General features: G+C 58.3%; 20 protein-coding genes. 8 read left to right on the forward strand and 12 right to left on the reverse strand.

The genetic code is table 11. The features are described 5' to 3' along the window. Positions 1-9 precede the first annotated feature (9 nt). Both fdxH and fdnI read left to right on the forward strand, forming a co-directional pair. Positions 10-894, forward strand: a complete 885-nt coding sequence (gene fdxH / locus MC50_RS20955; protein WP_047664867.1) for a formate dehydrogenase subunit beta — start codon at positions 10-12, stop codon at positions 892-894. Next, on the forward strand, positions 887-1,555 hold the full coding sequence (fdnI, locus tag MC50_RS20960) for a formate dehydrogenase-N subunit gamma (RefSeq protein ID WP_032699915.1): 669 nt from the start codon (positions 887-889) through the stop codon (positions 1,553-1,555). The genes fdxH and fdnI overlap by 8 nt, the downstream gene beginning before the upstream one ends. Positions 1,556-1,591: 36 nt before the next feature. On the opposite strand, the gene MC50_RS20965 is transcribed toward fdnI, so the two are convergent. Both MC50_RS20965 and ppk2 read right to left on the reverse strand, forming a co-directional pair. Further along, positions 1,592-2,023, reverse strand: a complete 432-nt coding sequence (locus MC50_RS20965; protein WP_032687806.1) for a VOC family protein — start codon at positions 2,021-2,023, stop codon at positions 1,592-1,594. Positions 2,024-2,182: 159 nt separating this feature from the next. Next, entirely contained in the window at positions 2,183-3,001 is an 819-nt protein-coding gene (gene ppk2, locus MC50_RS20970) for a polyphosphate kinase 2 (RefSeq protein WP_032687805.1), read from the reverse strand. 301 nt (positions 3,002-3,302) lie between these two features. Here ppk2 and MC50_RS20975 point away from each other — a divergent pair, with 301 nt between their 5' ends. Both MC50_RS20975 and araJ read left to right on the forward strand, forming a co-directional pair. Next, the gene (locus MC50_RS20975) at positions 3,303-3,635 is read left to right on the forward strand and encodes a glycine zipper domain-containing protein (RefSeq protein WP_032687804.1); all 333 of its coding nucleotides are present in this window, start codon (positions 3,303-3,305) and stop codon (positions 3,633-3,635) included. 218 nt (positions 3,636-3,853) lie between these two features. After that, positions 3,854-5,023: an MFS transporter AraJ gene (gene araJ, locus MC50_RS20980; protein WP_032696247.1), complete on the forward strand. Its 1,170-nt coding sequence runs from the start codon at positions 3,854-3,856 to the stop codon at positions 5,021-5,023. On the opposite strand, the gene MC50_RS20985 is transcribed toward araJ, so the two are convergent. The 7 genes from MC50_RS20985 to adhP all read right to left on the reverse strand — a co-directional run bounded on the left by MC50_RS20985 (position 5,020) and on the right by adhP (position 13,351). Continuing rightward, entirely contained in the window at positions 5,020-6,114 is a 1,095-nt protein-coding gene (locus MC50_RS20985) for an alkylhydroperoxidase domain protein (protein ID WP_047664868.1), read from the reverse strand. The genes araJ and MC50_RS20985 overlap by 4 nt on opposite strands. An 8-nt stretch (positions 6,115-6,122) precedes the next feature. After that, the gene (locus MC50_RS20990) at positions 6,123-7,112 is read right to left on the reverse strand and encodes a putative FMN-dependent luciferase-like monooxygenase (RefSeq protein WP_032687801.1); all 990 of its coding nucleotides are present in this window, start codon (positions 7,110-7,112) and stop codon (positions 6,123-6,125) included. Beyond that, positions 7,109-8,713 carry a dipeptide ABC transporter ATP-binding protein gene (locus MC50_RS20995; RefSeq protein ID WP_046852545.1) on the reverse strand — a complete coding sequence of 535 codons (1,605 nt, stop codon included), beginning with the start codon at positions 8,711-8,713 and terminating at the stop codon, positions 7,109-7,111. The genes MC50_RS20990 and MC50_RS20995 overlap by 4 nt, the downstream gene beginning before the upstream one ends. Beyond that, positions 8,710-9,561 carry an ABC transporter permease gene (locus tag MC50_RS21000; protein WP_047664869.1) on the reverse strand — a complete coding sequence of 284 codons (852 nt, stop codon included), beginning with the start codon at positions 9,559-9,561 and terminating at the stop codon, positions 8,710-8,712. Before MC50_RS21000 ends, MC50_RS20995 begins: the two co-directional genes overlap by 4 nt. After that, complete coding sequence (locus MC50_RS21005; protein ID WP_047664870.1) at positions 9,558-10,502, reverse strand: ABC transporter permease; 945 nt, start codon at positions 10,500-10,502, stop codon at positions 9,558-9,560. The genes MC50_RS21000 and MC50_RS21005 overlap by 4 nt, the downstream gene beginning before the upstream one ends. Positions 10,503-10,512: 10 nt before the next feature. Then, positions 10,513-12,135: a TIGR04028 family ABC transporter substrate-binding protein gene (locus MC50_RS21010; protein WP_047664871.1), complete on the reverse strand. Its 1,623-nt coding sequence runs from the start codon at positions 12,133-12,135 to the stop codon at positions 10,513-10,515. A gap of 205 nt (positions 12,136-12,340) precedes the next feature. Beyond that, entirely contained in the window at positions 12,341-13,351 is a 1,011-nt protein-coding gene (adhP, locus tag MC50_RS21015; RefSeq protein WP_004861757.1) for an alcohol dehydrogenase AdhP, read from the reverse strand. A gap of 256 nt (positions 13,352-13,607) precedes the next feature. On the opposite strand from adhP, the gene MC50_RS21020 reads away from it, so the two are divergent. Further along, a complete protein-coding gene (locus tag MC50_RS21020) occupies positions 13,608-14,207 on the forward strand; it encodes an inorganic diphosphatase (RefSeq protein WP_032687795.1) in 600 nt (199 codons plus the stop codon). A gap of 201 nt (positions 14,208-14,408) precedes the next feature. Continuing rightward, positions 14,409-15,386, forward strand: a complete 978-nt coding sequence (locus tag MC50_RS21025) for a bifunctional helix-turn-helix transcriptional regulator/GNAT family N-acetyltransferase (RefSeq protein WP_047664872.1) — start codon at positions 14,409-14,411, stop codon at positions 15,384-15,386. A gap of 64 nt (positions 15,387-15,450) precedes the next feature. Here the strand turns inward: MC50_RS21025 and MC50_RS21030 are convergent, their stop codons facing one another. The 3 genes from MC50_RS21030 to sra all read right to left on the reverse strand — a co-directional run bounded on the left by MC50_RS21030 (position 15,451) and on the right by sra (position 19,512). Then, a complete protein-coding gene (locus MC50_RS21030; RefSeq protein ID WP_047664873.1) occupies positions 15,451-17,163 on the reverse strand; it encodes an ABC-F family ATP-binding cassette domain-containing protein in 1,713 nt (570 codons plus the stop codon). 338 nt (positions 17,164-17,501) lie between these two features. Continuing rightward, positions 17,502-19,199, reverse strand: coding sequence for an NAD-dependent malic enzyme (locus MC50_RS21035; RefSeq protein WP_004861771.1), 1,698 nt, complete (start codon positions 19,197-19,199; stop codon positions 17,502-17,504). A gap of 172 nt (positions 19,200-19,371) precedes the next feature. Then, positions 19,372-19,512, reverse strand: coding sequence for a stationary-phase-induced ribosome-associated protein (sra, locus tag MC50_RS21040; RefSeq protein ID WP_004861775.1), 141 nt, complete (start codon positions 19,510-19,512; stop codon positions 19,372-19,374). Positions 19,513-19,976: 464 nt separating this feature from the next. On the opposite strand from sra, the gene MC50_RS21045 reads away from it, so the two are divergent. Then, positions 19,977-21,428 carry an MFS transporter gene (locus tag MC50_RS21045; protein ID WP_077267074.1) on the forward strand — a complete coding sequence of 484 codons (1,452 nt, stop codon included), beginning with the start codon at positions 19,977-19,979 and terminating at the stop codon, positions 21,426-21,428. Further along, positions 21,425-22,723 carry a glycoside hydrolase family 28 protein gene (locus MC50_RS21050; protein ID WP_032687791.1) on the forward strand — a complete coding sequence of 433 codons (1,299 nt, stop codon included), beginning with the start codon at positions 21,425-21,427 and terminating at the stop codon, positions 22,721-22,723. The genes MC50_RS21045 and MC50_RS21050 overlap by 4 nt, the downstream gene beginning before the upstream one ends. Positions 22,724-22,747 lie beyond the last annotated feature (24 nt).

The following is a 22,747-nucleotide window of genomic DNA, read 5'->3' on the forward strand; positions in this document are numbered from 1 at the left end:
AGCGATTCAATGGCGATGGAAACACAAGACATTATTAAGCGCTCCGCAACCAACCCGATAACCCCCGCGCCGCGTGCGCGGGACTACAAGGCGGAAGTGGCTAAGCTGATTGATGTCTCCTCCTGCGTGGGCTGCAAAGCCTGCCAGGTGGCCTGTTCCGAGTGGAACGATATCCGCGATGAGGTGGGGCACTGTGTCGGGGTGTACGATAACCCGGCGGACCTGAGCGCTAAATCCTGGACGGTGATGCGCTTTAGCGAAACCGAGCAAAACGGCAAGCTGGAGTGGCTGATCCGTAAAGATGGCTGTATGCACTGCGAGGAGCCAGGCTGTCTGAAAGCCTGTCCCTCCGCCGGGGCGATTATTCAGTACGCCAACGGTATCGTCGATTTTCAGCAGGAGAACTGCATCGGCTGCGGCTACTGCATTGCCGGCTGTCCGTTTAATGTCCCGCGTCTCAATAAAGAGGATAACCGGGTCTATAAATGTACCCTCTGCGTGGATCGCGTTAGCGTCGGCCAGGAACCGGCGTGCGTGAAAACCTGCCCGACGGGCGCCATCCATTTTGGCAGCAAGAAAGAGATGCTGGAGGTGGCGCAGGAGCGGGTCAACAAGCTGAAAGCGCGCGGCTATATACAGGCCGGGGTGTACAACCCGCAGGGAGTGGGCGGTACCCATGTGATGTACGTCCTGCACCATGCTGACCAGCCGGAGCTGTACCACAATCTGCCGAAACAGCCGCAGATTGATACCAGTATTAATCTGTGGAAGGGGGCGCTGAAACCGCTGTCAGCGGCCGGCTTTATCGCTACCTTTGCCGGCTTGATTTATCACTACATCGGCATCGGGCCGAACAAGGAAGTGGATGACGACGAGGAGGAGCATGATGAATAAGTCGAAAATGATTGTGCGCACAAAGTTTATCGACCGCGCCTGTCACTGGACGGTGGTTATCTGCTTCTTTCTGGTGGCGCTCTCCGGGATCTCGTTCTTTTTCCCGACGCTGCAGTGGCTGACGGAAACCTTCGGTACGCCGCAGATGGGACGCATTTTGCATCCGTTCTTCGGCGTGGCTATCTTCATTGCGCTGATGTTTATGTTTGTACGCTTTGTCCACCATAACATTCCGGACAAGCAGGACATCCCGTGGCTGAAGGGCATTGTTGAAGTGCTGAAGGGCAATGAACATAAAGTGGCCCGCGTCGGCAAATATAACGCCGGGCAGAAGATGATGTTCTGGACCATCATGAGCATGATTTTCGTGCTGCTGGTGACCGGGGTGATCATCTGGCGTCCCTGGTTTGCCCCTTTCTTCCCGATCCAGGTCATTCGCTACAGCCTGCTGATTCACGCCACCTCGGCGATTATTTTGATTCACGCCATCCTGATCCATATGTATATGGCATTCTGGGTGAAAGGGTCGATTAAGGGGATGGTCGAAGGCAAAGTCAGCCGTCGCTGGGCCAGCAAACATCACCCGCGCTGGTACCGTGAGGTTGAGCGTCTGGAAGCGAAAAAAGAGAGTCTGGAAGGCATCACGTCACGCCGTTCCTGACCGTTTCATGGCGCGACCCGGTCGCGCCATGTGTTTTCACTTCTCGCTACGCAGGACTTCCAGCCCAACGCGCTGGCCGTAAGAGAGTTCCAGCGTATTGCCATCCGGGTCGCTGAAGAAAACGTAATAGCCCACCGGCTCCCCAGACTGCTCCGGCTCCTTTCTCAGCACGCCTTCCCGCCGCGCCATCGCGGTTTTGGCGTCGATCTCCTCTTTTGTCGCGCAGGCGACACCTAAATGACCAAACGGCCCCAGCGGGGTATCGGTCGGCTCATCGGCCTGCACCAGCACCAGGGCGAATAAGCGGGTACGATCGCTTAACCACGCCACGTGGCGAGCGGAGGGGAGATTCGGCGAGCGCTGGTGAATCACCTGCATAGCGGTATAGCGGGTATAAAAATCGATGCTCCTGTCGAGATCCCGCACCATAAAGGCAACGTGGGTAAAACCGCTGTCAATCTCATGCATATCATGTCCTTATTGTGGCCTGACGGGTATGCGTTAAGCGTAATACCTGAGGTTAACTTGAGGTAAACGGTGGATTTGTCGATTTGAGCTCCCCAGAAAAGGGGGGGACCTTTCCCGCTCCGGCAGAAGGGCCCGAGGCGGGCAAGGCGCAGTTCGCGCTCAGAAGCGCTCGGCAATAAAACGGAAAGGGTAATCGGCAGTTTTCACTTTGCCGATTTTACGTTTGGGTAATTTTACCGGTTCGGTATGGACGCTCTTATAGGGGATCTGCGACAGCAGATGAGTAATGATATTCAGGCGCACGCGCTTCTTCTCTTCCGAACGGGCGACAAACCACGGCGCCCAGGAGGTGTCGGTGGCGGCAAACATCGCATCCCTGGCCTGAGTGTACTCATCCCAGCGGTTAAACGACTTGATATCCATCGGTGACAGTTTCCAGATTTTGCGCCCGTCATCGATACGATCGCGCAGCCGACGCTCCTGTTCTTCCGGCGTCACCTCGAGCCAGTATTTGAGCAGGATGATGCCGGACTCCACCATCGACCGCTCTACCAGCGGCGCCCCCGCAAGGAATTTTTCCACGTCGTCGGCGCTGCAAAATCCCATCACCCGTTCAACGCCCGCCCGGTTATACCAGCTGCGGTCGAAAATAACGATTTCGCCAGCGGCCGGCAGATGCGGGATATAGCGTTGAAAATAGAGCTGGGTCTTCTCCTTGTCGGTCGGGGCCGGCAGGGCGATCACCCGGAATACGCGCGGACTGACCCGCTCGGTGATCGCTTTGATGGTGCCGCCTTTACCGGCGCCATCGCGACCTTCAAACACAATGCACACCTTCAGTCCCTGACTGACTACCCACTGCTGCAATTTAACCAGCTCGACGTGGAGTTTGCGCAGCGCTTTTTCATACTCTTTATCGCCAAGCGGCTTCATTTTGCTCGAACCCGCTACACCCTTGACCTTCTTGTTGTTTCCCATGGCTATCGCTCCGTTCTGAGAGGGGAAAGGGAACTTGTGTACCGTAAAGTGTAATCATCCCGGGCAAGAGTGGCGGACATTATGACAATTCCGCGGGTTAACAGGCGAAGTCGACGAGGCGTCACGCGCCATGAGGAAAAAAAACTTGTCCAGATTTGGACAGGTTTGCTCTTTTCATTGCGCCAGCGAGCGCATACCGTGTGCGGACTCTTTACCATCAGACCGCCAGGTCTGGCTCCCGAGGATTGCCCGTGTAGCTGGCGTTAACACCTGCGGGAGCGAAATAAAAAGGAATTGACCGATGAAAACTGCGAACGGTATGGCCATTTTTTTGGGCTGCGCACTGACCTTTTCCGTCAGCGCGATGGATAAAACGGCCGGTGGCGCCGTGGCGGGGGCCGCCGTGGGCGCGTTAAGCGGAAAAAGCGTGCGTTCTACGGTACAAGGCGCGGTCGTCGGTGGCGGTATCGGCGCCATGACTGAACACGGCGACAAAGGCAAAGCCGCGCGTACCGGCGGGGCCATCGGCGCCGCAGTCGGAGCGGGTGCCGCAGCCGTTACCGGCAACAGCGTGCTGCAGGGCGCGGCGCTGGGCGCCGGGGCGGGCGGCATGATCGGGAAAGCCAGCCGCTAACACTTCTCCAGCCGTATTGCGCTGCGATACGGCTGACTGCCTCTGCGTCACGCCGACGCTGCGCTCTTCCTCTCTGATTCATCCCTCCCGGCCCCTGGCTCACATAAACGGATCGCGCTATTTTATGGACAAACGGGTCAGCGGGCGTTTTTGTCTGGTTTGCCGATCCTGAATGGTCAATAATGCCGGCCGAAAATGCAAAATACGTGATTAACTGAATGAAAAAGACGATTTTTTCGCTCGCGCTGGGCACGTTTGGCCTGGGCATGGCGGAATTTGGCATTATGGGCGTACTGCCGGAAATTGCTCGCGATGTAGGGGTCTCCATTCCCGTCGCCGGCAACATGATCGCCTGGTATGCCTTCGGGGTGGTGATTGGCGCGCCGGTAATGGCGCTGTTTTCCAGCCGCTTTTCATTAAAGTCGGTGATGCTGTTCCTCGCGGCGCTCTGTATTGTCGGGAATACCTTGTTTACCTTTTCTTCCAGCTATTTCATGCTGGCGACCGGGCGACTGGTGTCCGGCTTCCCGCATGGCGCCTTTTTCGGCGTCGGGGCGATTATTTTGTCGAAGGTGGCGCCGCCGGGTAAAGTGACCGCGGCGGTGGCGGGGATGATTGCCGGTATGACGGTGGCCAATCTGGTCGGCGTCCCCGCCGGGACCTGGCTTGGCCATCAGTTCAGCTGGCGCTATACCTTTCTGGGGATTGCTATCTTCAACGTGGCGGTGCTGATGTCGATTCTCTGGTGGGTTCCGACCGTCTTTGATCGATCCACGACGCGGCTGCGGGAGCAGTTTCACTTCTTATCGTCGCCTGCGCCGTGGCTGATTTTTGCCGCGACCCTGTTTGGCAACGCCGGGGTATTTACGTGGTTCAGCTACATCAAACCGTTTATGATCCATGTCTCCGGATTTTCCGAAAGCGCGATGATCGCCATCATGATGCTGGTAGGGCTGGGGATGGTTATCGGTAATCTGCTGAGCGGAAAAATCTCCGCTCGCTACAGTCCGCTGCGCATTGCGGCCGCCACCGACGGCGCCATTGTGGTGGTGATGCTGCTGATCTTTCTCTTTGGCGAGCACAAAACGGCATCGCTGCTGCTGGCGTTTTTGTGCTGTGCCGGACTCTTTGCGCTGGCGGCGCCGCTGCAAATCTTATTGCTCCAGAATGCCCGGGGCGGAGAGATGCTGGGGGCGGCTGGCGGGCAGATAGCCTTCAACCTCGGCAGCGCGATCGGTGCATTTTGCGGCGGGATGATGATTACCTCCGGCTTTGGCTGGAATGCGATTGCGCTCCCGGCGGCGCTGCTCTCCTTCCTGGCGATGACATCCCTGTTGATTTACGCCCGCGACCAGCGGAACCGCATCGCCGCGGGCGCGGTGGATTAATCCGTTTCCCACGGTTCGCCAAGGGTCAACATCAGGCGGTTAGCCCACGCAAAAAAGGCCGCCGATTGCAGTAAATCGAGCTGGGCCAGGGTGTCCAGACCCTGCTCTTCAAGGCGATCAAGATGCGCGGCGGTCAGGGCAGGCGGCGTGACGGAAAGGGCGGCGGCAAAGTCTATTTCCGCCCGCCAGCGCGGCGACTGGCCGTCGCTCAAGGTTTCCCCCGGCGTCACCGCCAGCAGCGTTTCTATCGCACTCTCATCTTTTGCCAGCTGCGCCGCCTTGCGGGCATGCACCGATGCGCAATAAATACAGCCGTTGACCTTACTGGCGACCGTAGCGGCCAGCTCTCGTTCCGCGCGCGGCAGACCGCCGGGGGTGTAGAAGATGCCTTTGTCGGTCAGCGTACGCTGCTCCAGTACCGGCTGATTGCGCGCCAGCAGCCGAAAATAGGGGGAATCCGTATGGCCAAATTTTGCCAGAATCGCCCGTTCATCGTCGTTGAAAGCGTCCAGCGCTTTGGCTTCAAGCCAGGGCTCCCAGTTCAGCTCATCACGGGTGAAATGCCCTGGGGCCGGCTTACCGCTTACGGTCTGCCGGGTGGTATGCCAGAAACCGGCCGCCACCGGCGTATCGGCGCTGGCAAAGGGTTTTCCGTTCAATAACCGCAGGCCGTTGAGTAACCGGCTCTGGAAGCTGACGAAGGCTATCAGCTGGGCGAGGGTGACTATCCCGCGCGGGGTCCAGCCGGCGCGGGTGAGCGCCTGCAGCGCCGAAGGGGTGGCCTCTACCGGGCTGAAGGTTAACAGACGGGCAAACGCCAGCGCCGGGGTCAGCCGCGCGGAGGTCGGGTCGGCCAGGCCAAAACCGGCATAGTGGGCGGCCAGCGCATCGGCCTGATGCAGCTTCGCCACTTTGGCGGCGACGGCAAAACGCTCATCGGGGGGGAAATCCTCATCCTGCTGGCTGAACAGCACCTCATAGCTGCCCTGTGCGTGGCGGGTCGCCGCGTCGCGCACGGCCCGGGCCTCGGCTAACGGGGAATCCGGGGAAATCTCTGCCAGCTCTGCCAAAATATCCTGACTCAGTGTCATGGTGACTCCTACCTTAGTTGCGGGGCGATATGCTGAGCGATCAGCTCAAGGGAACGCAGCGTGTCACGGTGCGAGGGCTCAACGGAGTGTACCTGGAACGAAATATCGGTGACGCGGGCCAGCACGCTGTCCCGCGCCAGAGAGGCCTGCACGTGTTCGACATCACCGACGTGGGCATCCAGTTGCAGTAGATGATCGGTGACAGTGTCACCGATTATGTCATGCCCGGCGGCGCGATGTGCCGCCGCCTGCTGGCGTAATCCGGGGGCGGCGACCTGCAGGGCGTACTCCTGGCTGTCGGCAATAAAAGCGGTGCGCGAAGCGAGGATCCTTGGCGCTGTGCCGGCGGGCAGCGCCGCGAGGTAGGCATCGATCAGCGGATTCTGGATGGCATCAAGCGCTAAATACGGCTGACCGTGCGGGCGCGGCTGCGTCCGGGAGAGCATCAGGCCGTGACCGGCCTGGCCGGCGCGAACGGCACCATCAATTGAAAACGTCGCTATCCAGATCCGTTCAGCCAGCTGCGGCGCCGGCGGGTAGAGATGGTTGTCAGGATGGGCCAGTGAATCACCGCGCCAGGCACTCTGGATCACATGCAGATTATCGGCAAAGGCGGCTCCCCGCTGTTCGCTGGTTAGGCCAAACGGCAGAAATGAGGTTGGCGTACCGCCGGAGCCAAAGCCGACTTCAAGACGCCCGTTGGCCAGGAGATCCAGCACCGCCGCATCTTCGGCGACCCGCAGTGCGTTCTCCATCGGCAGCGTAATAATGGCGGTACCGAGGCGAATCCGTTCGGTCTGTGCCGCCACGTGGGCGAGAAAGACCAGCGGTGACGGCAACCCGCCTTCATGCTCGTGGAAGTGATGCTGGGCAATCCACGCGCTGTCAAAACCGAGTCGTTCGGCGTGGCGAATCTGTTCGGTTGCCAGCCGGTAGCGCTGCTGCGCAGGGGCAGAGTCCAGCAGGCGGGTGAAAAAACCCAGGCGTTTACGCGTCATGCGATCTCCTTGCTCAGGGTGGACAGGTGGGGAATGGCGGCGATGAGTTCACGGGTATAAGCGTGCTGCGGCTGGTTAAACAGGCGGTTGACCTCGCCGTATTCCACAACCTGACCGGCGCGCAGTACCGTGACGCTCTGCGCGATGCGGCGCACCGTCGCCAGGTCGTGGGTGATAAACAGATAGGTCAGCCCCAGCTGTTGCTGCAGCTGCTGAAGCAGGGCGAGAATCTGCGCCTGCACCGTGACATCCAGCGCGGAAGTGGCTTCGTCAAGAACCAGAATCGTCGGCTCCAGCACCAGCGCCCGGGCAATGGCGACCCGCTGGCGCTGGCCGCCGGAAAGCTCGCGAGCGGTCCGCGTCAGCAGCGCCGGAGCCAGCGCGACCCGGGCGGCAACCGCCTCGACGCGGGCACGGCGGGTGAGCGGACTCAGCGGTTCGAAATTTTTCAGCGGCTCTTCGATAATCTCAAACAGGGTCTGACGCGGGTCGAGCGAGGCGAACGGGTTCTGATAGACGAACTGAATTTTACGCCGCAACTGACGCTGCGCCTCGCGACTTAAATGACCGGCATCGATACCATCGATGGCGATATGGCCGCTATCGGCCTGTTCAAATCCGAGCAGAATCCGCGCCAGCGTGGTTTTGCCCGAACCTGACTCGCCAACTAACGCATGGGTCGTGCCGCGTTTCACCTCAAAGCTGACGGCGTCAAGCGCCTGCAGCCCGGCGTCGCCCAGCGAAAAACGTTTACTGATATCCGCGACCCGGATAGCGGCCGTCGCCGGATGGTGGCGCGGCGCTGCTCCGATTGTGGGCTGGGTTCCCTGCAGATCGCTCAGCAGCTGACGAGTGTAGGCGTGTTGCGGCGCGCGGATGAGATCCGCCGTGATGCCCTGTTCCTGAATTTCTCCGTGGCGAAAAACCAGCAGCCGGTCGGCACGCTGCGCCGCCAGCGCCAGATCGTGGGTGACGAGCAGTACCGCCGTTCCGGACTCCCGGCGCAGGGTATCGAGCAGGTCGAGAATGCGTTTTTGTACGGTGACATCGAGGGCGCTGGTCGGCTCGTCGGCAATGATCAGGTCCGGCTTCAGGGCAATGGCGATAGCAATTAACACCCGCTGCTTCATGCCGCCGGAGAGCTGATGCGGATACTGATAAAAGCGCTGTTCGGGGTGGCTGAGGCCAACTTTGCTCAGCAGGGCCAGTACCTGCTGCTTGCGTACGGCAGCGCGCGCTTTCTGGTGCAGACGCAGAATTTCGCCAACCTGGGCGCCGATCGTTTGTACCGGGTTCAGGGAGTTGCCCGGGTCCTGCGGGACCAGACTGATACGCGTGCCGCGCAGACTATCAAGTCGTTTCCCCGACCAGCCGCTGATATCCTCGCCGTTAATCTCCACGCGTCCGCTGTCGCGTCGGGCATTGTTCGCCAGCAGGCCGATAATGGCCTGGGCGGTGGTGGTTTTGCCGGATCCGGACTCCCCGACAAATGCCAGCATTTCGCCGCGTTGCAGGCTGAAACTGACGTTATGTACCACTTCCTGCCAGCGGTGCTGCGAGCGGTAGCTGATGCGCAGGTTTTCCACCCGTAATACGTTCATGAGCGCTCTCCGCTAAATTGACGGCTGATGCGGTTGGCCGCCAGCACTACCGCGACGACCGCCACGCCGGGAAAGGTGGTCAGCCACCAGGCGGTTGAGAGATAGTTACGTCCCTCGGCGATCAGCAGCCCCCATTCCGGCACCGGCGGCGGCGTACCGTAGCCGAGAAAACTCAGGGTAGAGAGGGCGAGAATCGCCTGGCCAAACTGCAGCGTGGCGAAGGCCAGTACGGCGGTGAGTGAGTTAGGTAAAATATGCCGCCAGAAGACGGCGAAGAAAGTGCCGCCGCTGCCAAAGGCCGCTTCGACGTAGTCGCTGTGCCGCACGCGGACCACTTCCGCTCGCGCCAGGCGGGCAAAGCTGGCAATGGCGGCGACGCCCACGGCCACCGCGGCGTTCACGGTGCCGAAACCGAGCAGGATAATCACCGTTAATGACAGCAGCAGCGACGGGATGGCCAGCAGGACATCAACCAGCCGCATCACCAGCGACTCGACGCGTCCGGCAACGGCGCCGGCCAGCGTGCCGAGCGCGGTGCCGACCAACAGTCCGATAGCGACGGCCGCCAGCGCGGCGGAAAGAGAGTGGACCGCGCCATAGACGATCCGCGTCCACAGGTCGCGTCCCAGCTGGTCGGTTCCCAGCCAGTGGCCGGCCTGCGGCGCCAGACGCTGTGCGCCGGCGGTACCTCCGAGCGGGTTATAGCCGCTGAACAGCTGCGGGGCGAGCGCCATCAACAGCGCGATGATCATGATGCTCCAGGCGAGCCATAGCCCCGGCTGGAAACGCAGCGGTCGACGACCGGGCGCCCGTCGGCGAGCGGCGGTGGCGTAATCAACGAGACTCATACCACGCCTCCGGTCACTGTTTTCAGGCGTGGATCGAACAGCGGCATCAACAGATCCACCAGCAGGTTAATCAACACAAATGCGAGGGCGGAGATCATCACCACCGCCTGTAATACGGCAATATCCTGATTGTTGACCGCCTGCTGGGTCAACTGACCCAGACCGCCGCGACCGAAGACGGTTTCGGTAATCAGTGCGCCGGCGATCAGCTCTCCCAGCAGCAGCCCGGCGATATTCAACGCCGGTAACAGGGCGTTGCCGGTGACGTGTCGCCACAGAACGCCGGTTTCACTCATTCCTTTGGCACGGGCAACGGCGACAAACGGCAGGGCCGCCACCTGGTCCATGCTGCGCATCAGGATCTGCGCCAGCGGGGCGGAAATGGGCACCGCGACGGCGATGATCGGCAGTATCAGCCCCTGGAGCGGGCCAGGGTTGATCACCGGGATCCAGCGCAGCTGGAAGGAGAAGAGTTGAATCAGCGCAATGCCTAACCAGAACGTCGGCAGCGAGATAAACAGCACCGGTAAAGACTGTAAGGTATTGCTCAGCCAGCGCAGCCCCGGCAGGCGCGAGGCGAAGGCCAGGCTAAAGGCCAGCGCGATAGCCAGTATAAACGCCGGGATCGCGAGGCTGAGGGTATCCGGCAGGTTGCTGGACAGCAGCGTACTGACCGCAATACCTGCCTGTAACGAGTAGCCAAAATCCCCCTGCAGCATCGCTGCTAAGGTGTGGAAATACTGCTTCCAGATCGGGCTGTCTGCGCCGTAGGCGATACGCATATCGGCGATTTGCGCCGGACTGAGACCCAGATCCGGGTTCTGGAACTTGATCAGCACCGCGTCCCCCGGCAGCACCTGCAGCAGCACGAAGGAGAGGGTGAAGGCCGCCCACAGCACCAGTAAACTCTGGCCCAGACGTCGCAGAAGGTTATGGCTCATCCCATGCTCCTTAGTGCTTTTCCAGCCAGGTGCCGTAGAACGATGGACGACCGACGGCTTCAAAGCTCACGCCCTTCACCCACGGTGCACCGGCAAAGACCTGCGGCTCTTCAAAGATCGGGATCACGTAGGCGTTATCCAGCAAATAACGCTGGGCATCGCCGGTCAGCTGCAGGCGTTTTTGCGGATCGACTTCGGCGGAAATCGCAGTCAGCAGATCGTTAAGCTTATCGTCGCGAAAGTGCTGCACTTTGTCGCTGGAACCGCCCTGTTGCAGCAGGGCGTCGCGGTTGGTCGGGAAGAACATGCTTTTCACCACGTCCGGGTCGGCGCGTCCCACTTCTGAAACGGTCAGCGGGGTCTTCAGCGGATCGAGGTTATCAATAACCCGGCTACCGGCATCGCCCGCTTTTACGCTCAGCGCCGCCCCCACCTGGCGCCACTGCTGAGCAATCAGCTGGAGCACCTCTTTGTTTTGCGGCTGCGGCAGCGATTCATAGACCGTCAGCGCCAGGCGCTGGCCCTCTTTCTCTCTGATCCCGTCGGCGGCCGGTTTCCACCCGGCTTCATCAAGCAACTGTCTGGCCTGGGCTTGATCGAAGGTCAGCTTGTCGCTCAGATTGACGTAACCTGCCGCCGTGCTGGCGATAGCCGAGGTCGCCTGCGGGTAATTGGCGGAGAACAGCGTATCCACCACCTGTTTTGCGTTGGTGGCATGCAGCAGCGCCTGGCGGACGCGCAGGTCGGACACCAGCGGGTTATCCGGGCGGAAACTCAGGCTGTCATTGACGCCGCGAGTAGGGGCGGCATAAATCCTGAATCCCTGGTCGGTCGCCTGTTTTTCATCGTAGGCCTGAACCTGGCGGATAAAATCGGCCTGACCCGCCAGTAACGCCCCGATACGCACGCTGTCTTCCGGGGTGACGATAAAGGTAATACCGTCGAGGTTGGCCGGCCCCTGTTGAGCCAGGTTTTTCGGCCCCCACTGGTAATCCTTACGGGCGACCAGCGTCAGCTCGCGACCCGGCTTTTCATCTTTAACGACAAAGGGCCCGGAGCCGATAATATTGCGCGCGTCGCCAAGTTCGTCGAAATTACGCTGCAAGGTGCTGAGAGAGACCAGCCCGGAGCCAATGGTAGCGGTGCCCTGCAGAAAACCGGGCGACGGTTTTTTGAAGTAAAACTTCACCGTCAGCGGATTGATGACTTCGCTATGGTCGTAGTTGTTGATCACTTCAGAGACCGGCAGCCGGTGGGCTTTATTGCCGAGACCGTAGGTATCAAAATTTTTGGCCACCGCGTTGGCATCCAGCGGGGTGCCGTCGGAGAAGGTGATGCCTGGACGCAGCGTAAAGGTGTATTCGGTTTTGTCGGCGTTCGTTACCCAGCTCTCTGCAATCCACGGTTCAACCGCCAGCGTCTTCGGGTTTTGCCAGGTTAATTTATCGGTTATTTGATTGAGAATGCCGCCGTTGGGATAGAACCCTCCGGCCGGTGGATAGAGATTGGTGTGCGGCTGCTGCTCCAGATAGATTAATGTCCCGCCTTTCACCGGCGTATCGGCGGCCCAGGCGGAAAAAGCGCCGGTTAAAAAAAAGGCTGCCAACGCGGGCAGACGAAAACGGCTTTGCATGGTGAATTCCTTTGTTATCTATTGTGTTGCCATCATCGGGCGCGGATATAAACAAAGGAACCAACGAATTGCGCTAAGCATTTGCGGAAAAGGCATTTGCCGCGACGGGGAAATATTCTATGCGGGAGATAGCTGGCGAAACGGGAGCATGCCGGGCGGCCAGCGTAATGAAACGGCCTCTCCCGGAGCGGGAGAGGCGCGAGGCTTAGCGGCGGAAATCGATAACCATACGGCCGCGAATTTGCCCCTGTTCCATCTCTTTAAAGATGGCGTTGATATCGCCCAGCGGACGCAGCGTCACTTTAGGAACCACTTTCCCTTCGGCCGCGAACTGGAAGGCTTCGGTCAGATCCTGACGGGTGCCGACCAGGGAGCCCACCACTTCGATGCCATCCAGCACCAGACGCGGAATATCGAGGCTCATGGCTTCCGGAGGCAGGCCAACGGCCACCACGCGGCCACCGGCGCGTACGGCGTCAACGGCGGAGTTAAACGCCGCTTTGGCCACTGCGGTGACGACGGCTGCGTGAGCACCGCCGGTTTTTTCCTGAATCACTTTCGCCGCATCTTCGTTGCGGGAGTTAATGGTCAGGTCTGCGCCCATCTCGGCCGCCAGCGCCAGCTGCGCATCGTTAACGTCGATGGCGATGACTTTGGCATTGAACACGTTTTTCGCATACTGCAGCGCCAGGTTGCCGAGACCACCAAGACCGTAGATGGCAATCCATTGACCCGGTTTAATATGGGAGACTTTCACCGCTTTATAGGTGGTCACACCCGCGCAGGTGATGCTGCTGGCGGCGGCAGAGTCGAGGCCGTCCGGCACTTTGACCGCATAGTTAGCGGTGACGATGCACTCTTCAGCCATGCCGCCGTCTACGCTGTAACCGGCATTTTTTACCGAACGGCAGAGCGTTTCGTTGCCGCTGTTACAGTAATCGCAGTGCCCGCAGCCTTCGAAGAACCACGCCACGCTGGCGCGGTCGCCCGGTTTCAGGGAGGTGACGCCCGGACCGACCTGCTGTACCACGCCCACGCCTTCATGGCCCAGAATTACACCGGTTTTATCGCCAAAATCGCCGTTTTTCACGTGCAGGTCGGTATGGCATACGCCACAGCACTCCATTTTCAACAACGCCTCTCCATGTTGCAGGGGACGCAGTGTTTTTTCCGTCACATCAACCTGATGATCGTGGGTAACAACGGCTGCCTTCATGTTTACTCCTTGAATTTTGAAGAAAAAAGGGGGTGTTTACTCTTAAATAATACTCATTAAGGATTAACCCTAATAGTCAGGAATGCAAGGGTGCTAGTGAAATATGTGGTCTGAAGCAGCACTAATGGCGCAAAATTCGAACATTTATGTGAATTTTGGCTGTTAATAATTATGAAATGAGGTCGTCATATTCTGTTCATTGCTAACCGGCAGGCTGTTACAGGCAAATTTCTTATAACAACAGAGTGATACTACAATGCATCTGGTAAAAACTGTTCTCGCCGCATCGCTGTTTCTGTCTGCCGCCGCTCAGGCCCATAACGTACTGGACTTTCCGCAGCCGGAGAACAATCCGCAAGAGTTTTACGCGGTCACGGAAATTCCGACGGGCGGTATCATCAAATATGAAACTGACGCCAAAACGGGATTTATTATAGCCGATCGTTTCCAGTCGATGCCGGTCGCCTATCCGGCTAACTACGGTTCGCTGACCCAGTCGCTGGCGGGAGACGGCGATCCGCTGGATGTGGTGTTCTACACCCGCGCACCGATGGCGCCGGGGACGCTGATTAAGCTGCGGGCGATCGGCGTCCTGAAAATGATCGATGGTGGGGAAAAGGACGATAAGATTATTGCCGTGCCGGCGAGCAAAATCGACCCGACCTATGATGACATCCAGAATATCAGCGACCTGCCTCATATTGAGCAGGAGCGGCTGCAGGCCTTTTTCCGCGTCTATAAGCAGCTGCCTGATGGACGTAAAAAGGTCGAGCTGAACGGCTTTAACGATGCCGACGCGGCGAAACAAGAGATCAAGCAGGCATGGGATGCCTGGAAAGCAAAAAATCCACAATAAGATAAAAACAGGCGCTGCACGGCGCCTGTGCTTTTTTAGCCGGGTAATGAGCCGCTGTGGCCGTTTTTAATCCTGGCAAAGAGCGGGTTAGCTGGCAGGAAATATCATCCGGGCCGGCGGGCCGAAGGGCGGCGCGGATTGACAGGGATAACGCAATAATGGTTGTATTGTACAACTATTAACTCACCTGCACCGATCGCCATGACGCATCCATCGCTTATTAACGAATCGCTGATCAATGAAATACGCCGCGCTTCCCGCCTGATGGTTCGTGAACTCGGCTTCATGAATTCCACCCTGGCAGCCACCGACTATTCACCCTCCGCCGTGCATACGCTGCTGGAAATTTCCGCCAACGGGGCGATGACCGCCGCACAGCTGGTTCAGATCCTGGGGCTGGAGAAATCGAGCGTCAGCCGTATGTTGTCCCGTCTGCTGGCCGCCGGCGAGCTGCAGGAAAAACCCGACGGCGAAGATGCCCGCTTCAAGCGACTCGAACTGACGGAACAGGGACGGGGGACGGTCAGCCGGATTAACGATTACGGGGCGATGCGGGTCGTTGATGCGCTCACGCATCTCGACGCCGGACAACAACAAAACGTGGCGCTGGGGCTGACCGCGTACGCGCAGGCGCTGGCGAAATGCCGCGATGTCCCCAGGCCCGCCGCGGCAAACAACGTGACGATTGTGAGCGGATACCGGCCGGGTATGATTGGCCGCATCGCGCAGATGCACGGCGAATATTATGCCCGGCACCACGGGTTCGGCCACTTTTTCGAAGGTAAGGTCGCCAGCGGGCTGGCGGAGTTTTCTGCCCGACTTGACGCCGAGTGCAATCACATCTGGCTGGCCGTGCTGGAGGGCAACATCGTCGGCTCCGTGGCCATCGATGGTGAAGATCTGGGCAATAACGAAGCGCATCTACGCTGGTTTATTCTCGACGACCGCTGTCGGGGCAGCGGCGTTGGCCGACGCCTGCTGGCCGAGGCGATGGCTTTTTGCGACCGTCGCGCTTTTTCTGCCGTCCAGCTGTGGACCTTCAGCGGGCTGCACGCCGCGCGCGCGCTGTATGAATCATTCGGCTTTACGCTGCATAAAGAGTGGCAGGGCGATCAGTGGGGGATGGTGATGACCGAACAGCAGTTTAGCCGATACCCGGTGGATTCTGCTTCGACATAACCACGGTCCTTGCTCGCGGACACCCCGCGAAGGTGTCGCCACCTTAGCGGGGATTCAGTCTCCTTTAACTCAGTCTGGCAGTAATGGCGGCGATCTCCTCGCGCCACTGCGTCTGCAGGTGGGGTTTCTGGTGCTTAGGTTTACGCGATATATCATCCGCCAGCCGTTGTTCCAGATCGATCAGCCGTTCCAGCAGGGCGTCATGGTCTTCGACGGCGGCGGCCGTCGCATCAACTTCGGCGCGCCTCCCGGCCTGGGGCGCCCCGCGGCGCAGGCGGGTGTAGACTTCATCGGCGGTATGCCACTCGCTCAGCCCGTTATCATCAATCAGCCAGAAGCGGTTGCAGCTCTGGCTTATCAGCTGACGGTCATGACTGACCAGCAGCAGACCACCGGAATACTCGCGCAGCGAGGCAGCCAGCGCCTCTTTGCCTTCCATATCCAGATGGTTGGTGGGCTCATCCAGCAGAAGCAGGCTATAGCTCGCCAGCGACAGCCCGACAAACAGCAGTCGGGAACGTTCACCCCCGCTGAGGGTGCTGACCTTTTGCCCGTGACGGCTCCAGCCGAAACCGGCGGAAATCAGCGCCCGCTTACGGCGCTCTGCGGCGGGTTCGAAGCTCTCCAGCGCCTCCAGCAGCGTGGCGTTATCCGCCAGTTGACGCAGCGACTGGTCGTAGTAGCCCGGATGTAATCGGGGATGCAGGCGCAGTCCGACATCCGGCGCCGCCTGCTGCATCTGCCGCCACAGCAGGCGCAGCAACGATGATTTCCCGCCGCCGTTGCGCCCCATTATCGCCACCCGATCGCCGCTGCGCAGACGCGCCAGCCCGGCGGTGAACAGGGCTGGTAATCCCGGAGCCGGGGGAACCGGCAGTTGTTCAATTTCGAGTAAACGATCGGCCCGTAGGGCGTCACCGTTCAGCGCCAGCCGCCACGGCGTGCCGGCGGTCAGCTCGGTTTGACTCTCCTTCAGGCGTGCGACCTGTTTCTCCATCTGTTTGGCTTTGCGCGAAAGATCTTCGTTGTCGTACACCTGTCCCCAGGTCGCCAGCCGTTTAGCGCTGGTGGTGACGCGGTCGATTTCTCGCTGCTCGGCTTTATGACGCAGGGCATCGCTTTCGTCCCGTTCCGCCAGCGCCTGACGCGCCGCGCTACAGGGAAGGGAGAAGGCGTGCAGGGTTTTGTCGCGCAGGATCCAACTGGCATTAGTTACAGCATCCAGTAAAAGGGGGTCATGTGACACCAGCACGAAGCTCCCCTGCCAGGTTTGCAAGAAGCTTTCCAGCCACAGCAGGGTCGGCAGATCGAGATGGTTGCCGGGTTCGTCCAGCAGCAGGAGATCCGGCTGCTGAATTAACGCTCTGGCCAGCAGCAGTCGGGTATGTTGGCCGCCGCTTAGCGTTGCCGCACGCTGCGTGAATTCCGCCGTCGTAAACCCCATTTCCGCCAGCAGACGTTCTGCCTGCCAGCGCTGTTGTTCACGCCCGCTGGCGGCAAGCCGCGCCAGAACTACCTCGATCAGCGATTGTTGTAGCAGGGTATCCGGCAGGTGTTGTTCAACCCGCGCCATCAGGCAATGGTGCGCCAGCGCCACGCTGCCGGCACCTGGCGTCAGCGTGCCGTCCAGCACCTGCAGCAGGGTACTTTTGCCGCAGCCGTTATGGCCGATCAGGCCGATGCGATCGCCTTTTTTCAGGGTAAAGGAGAGGTCGGTGAAAAGCGGCCCGAATGCCGTTTCAACATGCAGAGATTGCGCGCTAAATAATGTACTCATCGTGAACTTACTCAAGAGTTACAGGCGTAAAAACGCCTCGTCAAACATCGCTGACGATAACCCGGTAAGCCCGAGGGAAGGGAATTAGTCTGGGGTGTCTTCGCTCAAGCTGAAGTTATCGCAGCACGATACCGATAACGCTTGAGCAGGGACGATTACCAAATGTCAGTGAAAATATAGATATTTCACATAACAGCATGGGGGCCTCCTTTCATTGAGTGAGTTGACAGGTGAAAGCAGTGTAGGAGGTGGGCGGCGATTTGGCTAGCGACTAAAGATAGTGGGGCGGCAGCAAAAAAAACGGGCCCGTTGTCAGGCCCGTTTGCGATGCCGGTTAATCAGATCGAGGTGCGGCGGTAGTTGCGATACTCCGGCAGCCAGAAGTTATCGCTAATCGCCTGCAACAGTGCCTCGGCGGAGGTCTTCACCGCCACGCCTTGCTCCTGAGCGACTTTACCGACCGCGAAAGCGATCGCGCGCGATACGGTCTGGATATCTTTCAGTTCCGGCAGAACCGGGCCTTCGCCGTTGTTGACCAGCGGTGAGTGCTTCGCCAGCGTCTCACTGGCCGCCATCAGCATCTCATCGGTGACTCGCGATGCGCCGGAGGCGATTACGCCGAGGCCGATACCGGGGAAGATATAAGAGTTATTGCACTGGGCAATGACGTACTGCTTACCTTTCAGCGTGACCGGCGCGAACGGGCTGCCGGTGGCAACCAGCGCTTCGCCGTCAGTCCAGCTGAGGATGTTCTGCGGCGTGGCTTCGACGCGAGAGGTCGGGTTCGACAGCGGCATTACGATGGGACGCGGGCAGTGCTTATGCATCTCGCGAATAATCTCTTCGGTGAACAGACCCGGCTGGCCGGAAACACCGATCAGGATATTCGGTTTCACATTTCGCACAACGTCAAGCAGGGAGAGCACTTCGTTGGTGGTATCCCACTGCTGGAGATTTTCACGCTTCTGCACCAGTTTGTTCTGGAACGGCAGCAGGTTCGGCATGGCGTCGGTCAGCAGGCCGAAACGGTCAACCATGAACACGCGCTGGCGCGCTTCTTCTTCGCTTAATCCTTCGCGTTGGATCTGGGCGATAATCTGTTCGGCAATCCCGCAACCGGCGGAGCCGGCGCCGAGGAAGACGATTTTCTGCTCGCTCAGCTGGCTGCCCGCACCGCGGCTGGCGGCAATCAGCGTGCCTACGGTCACCGAGGCGGTGCCCTGGATATCATCATTGAATGAACAAATCTCATTGCGATAGCGGTTGAGCAGCGGCATGGCGTTTTTCTGCGCGAAGTCTTCGAACTGCAGCAGAACGTCCGGCCAGCGGTGCTTAATGGCCTGGATAACATCATCGACAAACTGATAATACTCATCGTCGGTAATACGCGGATGGCGCCAGCCCATATACAGCGGATCGTCGAGCAGCTGCTGGTTGTTAGTCCCGACGTCCAGCACGATCGGCAGCGTATAGGCCGGGCTGATACCGCCGCAGGTGGTGTACAGCGAAAGCTTACCGATCGGGATCCCCATACCGCCGATGCCCTGGTCGCCGAGACCCAGAATACGCTCTCCGTCGGTGACGACGATCACTTTAACGTTGTGATTCGGGACGTTTTGCAGGATATCGTCGAGGTTGTGCCGGTTCTGATAGGAGATAAACACCCCGCGCGAGCGACGGTAGATCTCAGAGAAGCGCTCGCAGGCGGCGCCAACGGTCGGCGTATAGATGACCGGCATCATCTCATCGAGATGGTTGCCAATCAGGCGATAAAAGAGGGTTTCGTTGGTGTCCTGAATGTTGCGCAGGTAAATATGTTTGTCGATCTCAGTTTTAAACCCCTGGTACTGGATCCATGCACGTTCAGCTTGTTCCTCAATTGTTTCAACAACTTCTGGCAGCAGGCCGAGCAGGTTAAAGCTGCTGCGCTCTTCCATGCTGAAGGCGCTACCTTTGTTGAGAAGGGGAAATTCGAGCAGAACGGGGCCAGCGTAGGGGATATACAGAGAACGGTTTTTCTTATGGGTGAATTGCATCGCACTAACTCCTTGATGTTCACTTCAGACCGTGCGCGGCGATAAGCGTGCGGGCTGGCAGGGAATGCAGCGGGAGCAGTATAGAGCAGATGTTATCAAAGAGGGGAAATTGTATTAAAAAAACACCATCCTGACGAAAGGACGGTGTTTTTATCATCATTCAGCTGAGAAATTAACCCGCGCGGCGCTTACGGCCGGTGGCATGAGCGTGGTTAATTGTCGTTTCCACATCGCCGTCCAGCACCACTTTTTTCTGCTGCGACAGTTTATAGTTCAGACCGAGAAGATGACGTGCCTGGTGGTTCGATTTCATTCTTACTCCTTAATCCAGTTCTGTTTCAAGGACAAGCCCGGCGTGGCCGGACGAAATGTAACCCTAAGAACGGCGCGCTAGCGCGACCGTGCTATCTATCGTGGTCTATTTTTCCGCCAATGGCAACCTTATGCGGCAAAATATTATGCCGGGACCGCCATTATCGAGCGAGAAATAAGGCCCGCGGCTGCCCTTAACCCGACGAAATTTATCACCATTCTCCGCTCCGGCTTTTTGTTATCTCCCGCACAATTATTAATTTTCACAACCAGTTAGTGAAATTACGTAATTGTGATAATGCGCATAAATATTACCTTGATGAGTGTTGTATCGAGCGCGCTTGCCGGGCGCTATTTAATGGGGAATATAATAAAAAGGACAATAAATTGAAAAAAATTAATTATGAGGAGTTGCGCGTATATAGAAAAAGACCGATTACGCTGCTGCGCTCCTTAGGTTATGCCATGAACGATCTCAACGGGTCGGCATGGGGAACGTTGGTCGGCTCTTACCTGATGATATTCCTCAGCACCTGGGCGGGGTTAAATGCCGGGGTGGTGGGTACCATGTTATTCGCGCTGAAAATACTGGATATGATCGTCTGTGGCGTGATTGGCGGCGTTTCCGATCAACTCTTCCGTACGGCAATTGGGCGCAGATTAGGGCGGCGACATATTTTATTTTTGATCGGCGCGACGCTCACCTTAATCTGTTTCCCGCTGCTGTTTACGGTCCATGTCGGTTCCTGGCTGTGGTATTTCGTGGTGCTGTTCCTGCTTGATACCGCCCAGTCGTTTAATAATATTGCCTATGAAACGCTTGCCACGGAAATGACCGATAAAGCGCACGAGCGGGTGAAGCTGAGCTCCGTGCGGATGTTCGTCTCCGCCTTCGGGACCTTCGCCGTCACCGGTTTGCCGGCGCTGCTGCTGGTGATGCTGGGCAGCGATAGCCCCCAGGCCTATACCATTTCCGGGATTGTGTTTGGCATTGTGCTGTTTGCCGGTACCATCATTACGTGGCTGACAACCTGGGAGTTTTCCCCGGGATATGTTGACGCGTTTGAGAACAGCGCTAAAGAGCAGCGGCCGAAAAATATTATTTACTCTATCAATGAATATCTTCATGTGATGAGAACGAAAGCCTGCCGCCGAACCTGTGTTATCTATTTTGTCTCCTACTTCGCGAAGGACTGTTTCAATACCGCCTTTTTCTTCTACGTCGTATTTATCCTGGGTCTGTCGCAGGGGATGGCGCAGACCGCTTCGTCGCTCTCTATTATTGGATTGATCGTGGTGCCGATCGCCACCTTTTTTATGTTTAAATTTGGGCCGAAATGGCTGTGGTCAATGGCATTTTCACTGATGATCGCCGTCCTCATTTATTATCTGGGGTTATATGTCTTTCATATTCAGCTCTCCGATAGCGCGGCATTTGTGACCATTCTGATATTGTCAGCCTTATTCCAGATTGGCCGCCAGACGATGGAATATACGGTGTGGAATGTGATTCCGCTGGTGCCGGATGTCGATACTCTGGTTTCCACCAAACTGCGGGCAGGAACCTTTGCCGCCTGCCAGACTTTTACCCGAAAATTAACCGGCGCGATTGGCTCGGCGATTATTGGCTGGATCCTCGCCTTCGGCGGATTTGATAAATCGCTGGCGGTACAAATACCTGCGGCACAAATCGCTATCATGATCGCATTTATTTTTATTCCGCTCATTTGCCTGATTTACTCCCTGTATCTGATTCGCACCTTCAATTTGAACCCGCAAACCCACAAGGTCGTTAAGGCCGAGATGGACCGCCTGCAGCAGGGGGGCGCCAAAGAGGATGTGGACCCGAAAACCCGGGCCATCGTCGAGGATCTCACCGGCTACGCTTATGATGAAATTTGGGATGTAAAAAAATGACCACCTATATTGCCAGCGACAATACCGACCTGCAGACCCTGATTAACGAGGCTGCCCGTACGGCCAGCGAGGAACATCGCGCAGAGATTATCTTTCCGCCGGGCACCTGGTTGACGGGGCCGTTGACTCTGTACAGCCATATGACGCTGACCCTGGAAGAAGGGGCAACGATCCGCTTTATTGCCGACCCGCAGCTCTACCCGCCGGTCTGGACACGCTGGGAGGGGATCGAATGCTATGCGCTGCACCCGCTTTTGTACGCCGCGGATGCCTGCAACATTACCCTTCGCGGGGCGGGGGTGATTGAGGGGGCGGGCCAGTGGTGGTGGGATACGTTCCGTCAGATTGAAGAGGAGGACCGTCAGGCGCCGCGGGAAAGCTGGGAGCGGCAGCTGGCGGCGCTGAATCCGGATTATCGTTCTCGCCCCGGCGGCGGCGGGCGTCCTCAGACCCAGTTCCTGCGCCCGCCGCTGGTTCAGTTCTGGAAATGCTCGGCGATTCACCTGCAGGGGATCACCTTGCAGAACTCACCGTTCTGGACCCTGCATACCGTCTATTCCCGTGACATCGTCATCAGCGGAGTGACAATCCTCAATCCGGCCGATGCCATCAATACCGATGCCATCGATCTGGATTCTTCCGAGAATATTACTATCGAGGATTGTCTGTTTGATGTGGGTGACGATGCGATTACCTTAAAATCCGGCTCGGGGGCGGACGGCCTGCGCATCAACAGACCCACCCGCAACGTCACGGCGCGCCGCTGTCGTATCCTCGCCAGCCATGGCGGCATCGCCATTGGTTCGGAAACGGCAGGGGGCATTGAAAATGTGTCGGTGAGCGATTGCGTTTTCGAAGGCACCCAGCGGGCGATTCGCCTGAAATCGCGGCGTGGGCGGGGCGGTACGATTAAAAACATCACTTTGCGCGATTTGACGATGGATGGCTGCTGGTGTCCGATTGTGATCGGTCAATATTTTGCCCCTGGCGTGCTGGCGCATGAACGCGACGTAACGCTTTCCGAACAGCCGCAGCCGCTGAGCGCAATGACGCCGCACATCCGCGATATCCTGATTGAGAATGTGCTGGCGACCAACGTGCTCTCCAGCGCCGCGTTTATTGTCGGGCTACCGGAAGCGCCGATCGACAATGTGAGCATCCGAAACTTTAGCTATGCGCTGGCGCCTGAAGAACGGCTGCTGGAGACCTGGAATACGGAACCCACGGAAGGACATTTTCACGACGACGATCGCGGTATTAAGGTGATTAACGCCCGAAACGTGAAAATTCAGTAACCCCGTGCCTCAACCCGGGGCCTG

It is taken from the genome of Klebsiella planticola, from assembly GCF_000783935.2.
Classification (GTDB): Bacteria; Pseudomonadota; Gammaproteobacteria; order Enterobacterales; family Enterobacteriaceae; genus Klebsiella; species Klebsiella planticola.

Excerpts from the sequence above, each read along its gene's own strand:
- fdxH (WP_047664867.1), top strand. The coding sequence starts at position 10 with ATGGCGATGGAAACACAAGACATTATTAAGCGCTCCGCAACCAACCCG.
- fdnI (WP_032699915.1), top strand. The coding sequence starts at position 887 with ATGAATAAGTCGAAAATGATTGTGCGCACAAAGTTTATCGACCGCGCC.
- MC50_RS20965 (WP_032687806.1), bottom strand. The coding sequence starts at position 2,023 with ATGCATGAGATTGACAGCGGTTTTACCCACGTTGCCTTTATGGTGCGG.
- ppk2 (WP_032687805.1), bottom strand. The coding sequence starts at position 3,001 with ATGGGAAACAACAAGAAGGTCAAGGGTGTAGCGGGTTCGAGCAAAATG.
- MC50_RS20975 (WP_032687804.1), top strand. The coding sequence starts at position 3,303 with ATGAAAACTGCGAACGGTATGGCCATTTTTTTGGGCTGCGCACTGACC.
- araJ (WP_032696247.1), top strand. The coding sequence starts at position 3,854 with ATGAAAAAGACGATTTTTTCGCTCGCGCTGGGCACGTTTGGCCTGGGC.
- MC50_RS20985 (WP_047664868.1), bottom strand. The coding sequence starts at position 6,114 with ATGACACTGAGTCAGGATATTTTGGCAGAGCTGGCAGAGATTTCCCCG.
- MC50_RS20990 (WP_032687801.1), bottom strand. The coding sequence starts at position 7,112 with ATGACGCGTAAACGCCTGGGTTTTTTCACCCGCCTGCTGGACTCTGCC.
- MC50_RS20995 (WP_046852545.1), bottom strand. The coding sequence starts at position 8,713 with ATGAACGTATTACGGGTGGAAAACCTGCGCATCAGCTACCGCTCGCAG.
- MC50_RS21000 (WP_047664869.1), bottom strand. The coding sequence starts at position 9,561 with ATGAGTCTCGTTGATTACGCCACCGCCGCTCGCCGACGGGCGCCCGGT.
- MC50_RS21005 (WP_047664870.1), bottom strand. The coding sequence starts at position 10,502 with ATGAGCCATAACCTTCTGCGACGTCTGGGCCAGAGTTTACTGGTGCTG.
- MC50_RS21010 (WP_047664871.1), bottom strand. The coding sequence starts at position 12,135 with ATGCAAAGCCGTTTTCGTCTGCCCGCGTTGGCAGCCTTTTTTTTAACC.
- adhP (WP_004861757.1), bottom strand. The coding sequence starts at position 13,351 with ATGAAGGCAGCCGTTGTTACCCACGATCATCAGGTTGATGTGACGGAA.
- MC50_RS21020 (WP_032687795.1), top strand. The coding sequence starts at position 13,608 with ATGCATCTGGTAAAAACTGTTCTCGCCGCATCGCTGTTTCTGTCTGCC.
- MC50_RS21025 (WP_047664872.1), top strand. The coding sequence starts at position 14,409 with ATGACGCATCCATCGCTTATTAACGAATCGCTGATCAATGAAATACGC.
- MC50_RS21030 (WP_047664873.1), bottom strand. The coding sequence starts at position 17,163 with ATGAGTACATTATTTAGCGCGCAATCTCTGCATGTTGAAACGGCATTC.
- MC50_RS21035 (WP_004861771.1), bottom strand. The coding sequence starts at position 19,199 with ATGCAATTCACCCATAAGAAAAACCGTTCTCTGTATATCCCCTACGCT.
- sra (WP_004861775.1), bottom strand. The coding sequence starts at position 19,512 with ATGAAATCGAACCACCAGGCACGTCATCTTCTCGGTCTGAACTATAAA.
- MC50_RS21045 (WP_077267074.1), top strand. The coding sequence starts at position 19,977 with ATGAACGATCTCAACGGGTCGGCATGGGGAACGTTGGTCGGCTCTTAC.
- MC50_RS21050 (WP_032687791.1), top strand. The coding sequence starts at position 21,425 with ATGACCACCTATATTGCCAGCGACAATACCGACCTGCAGACCCTGATT.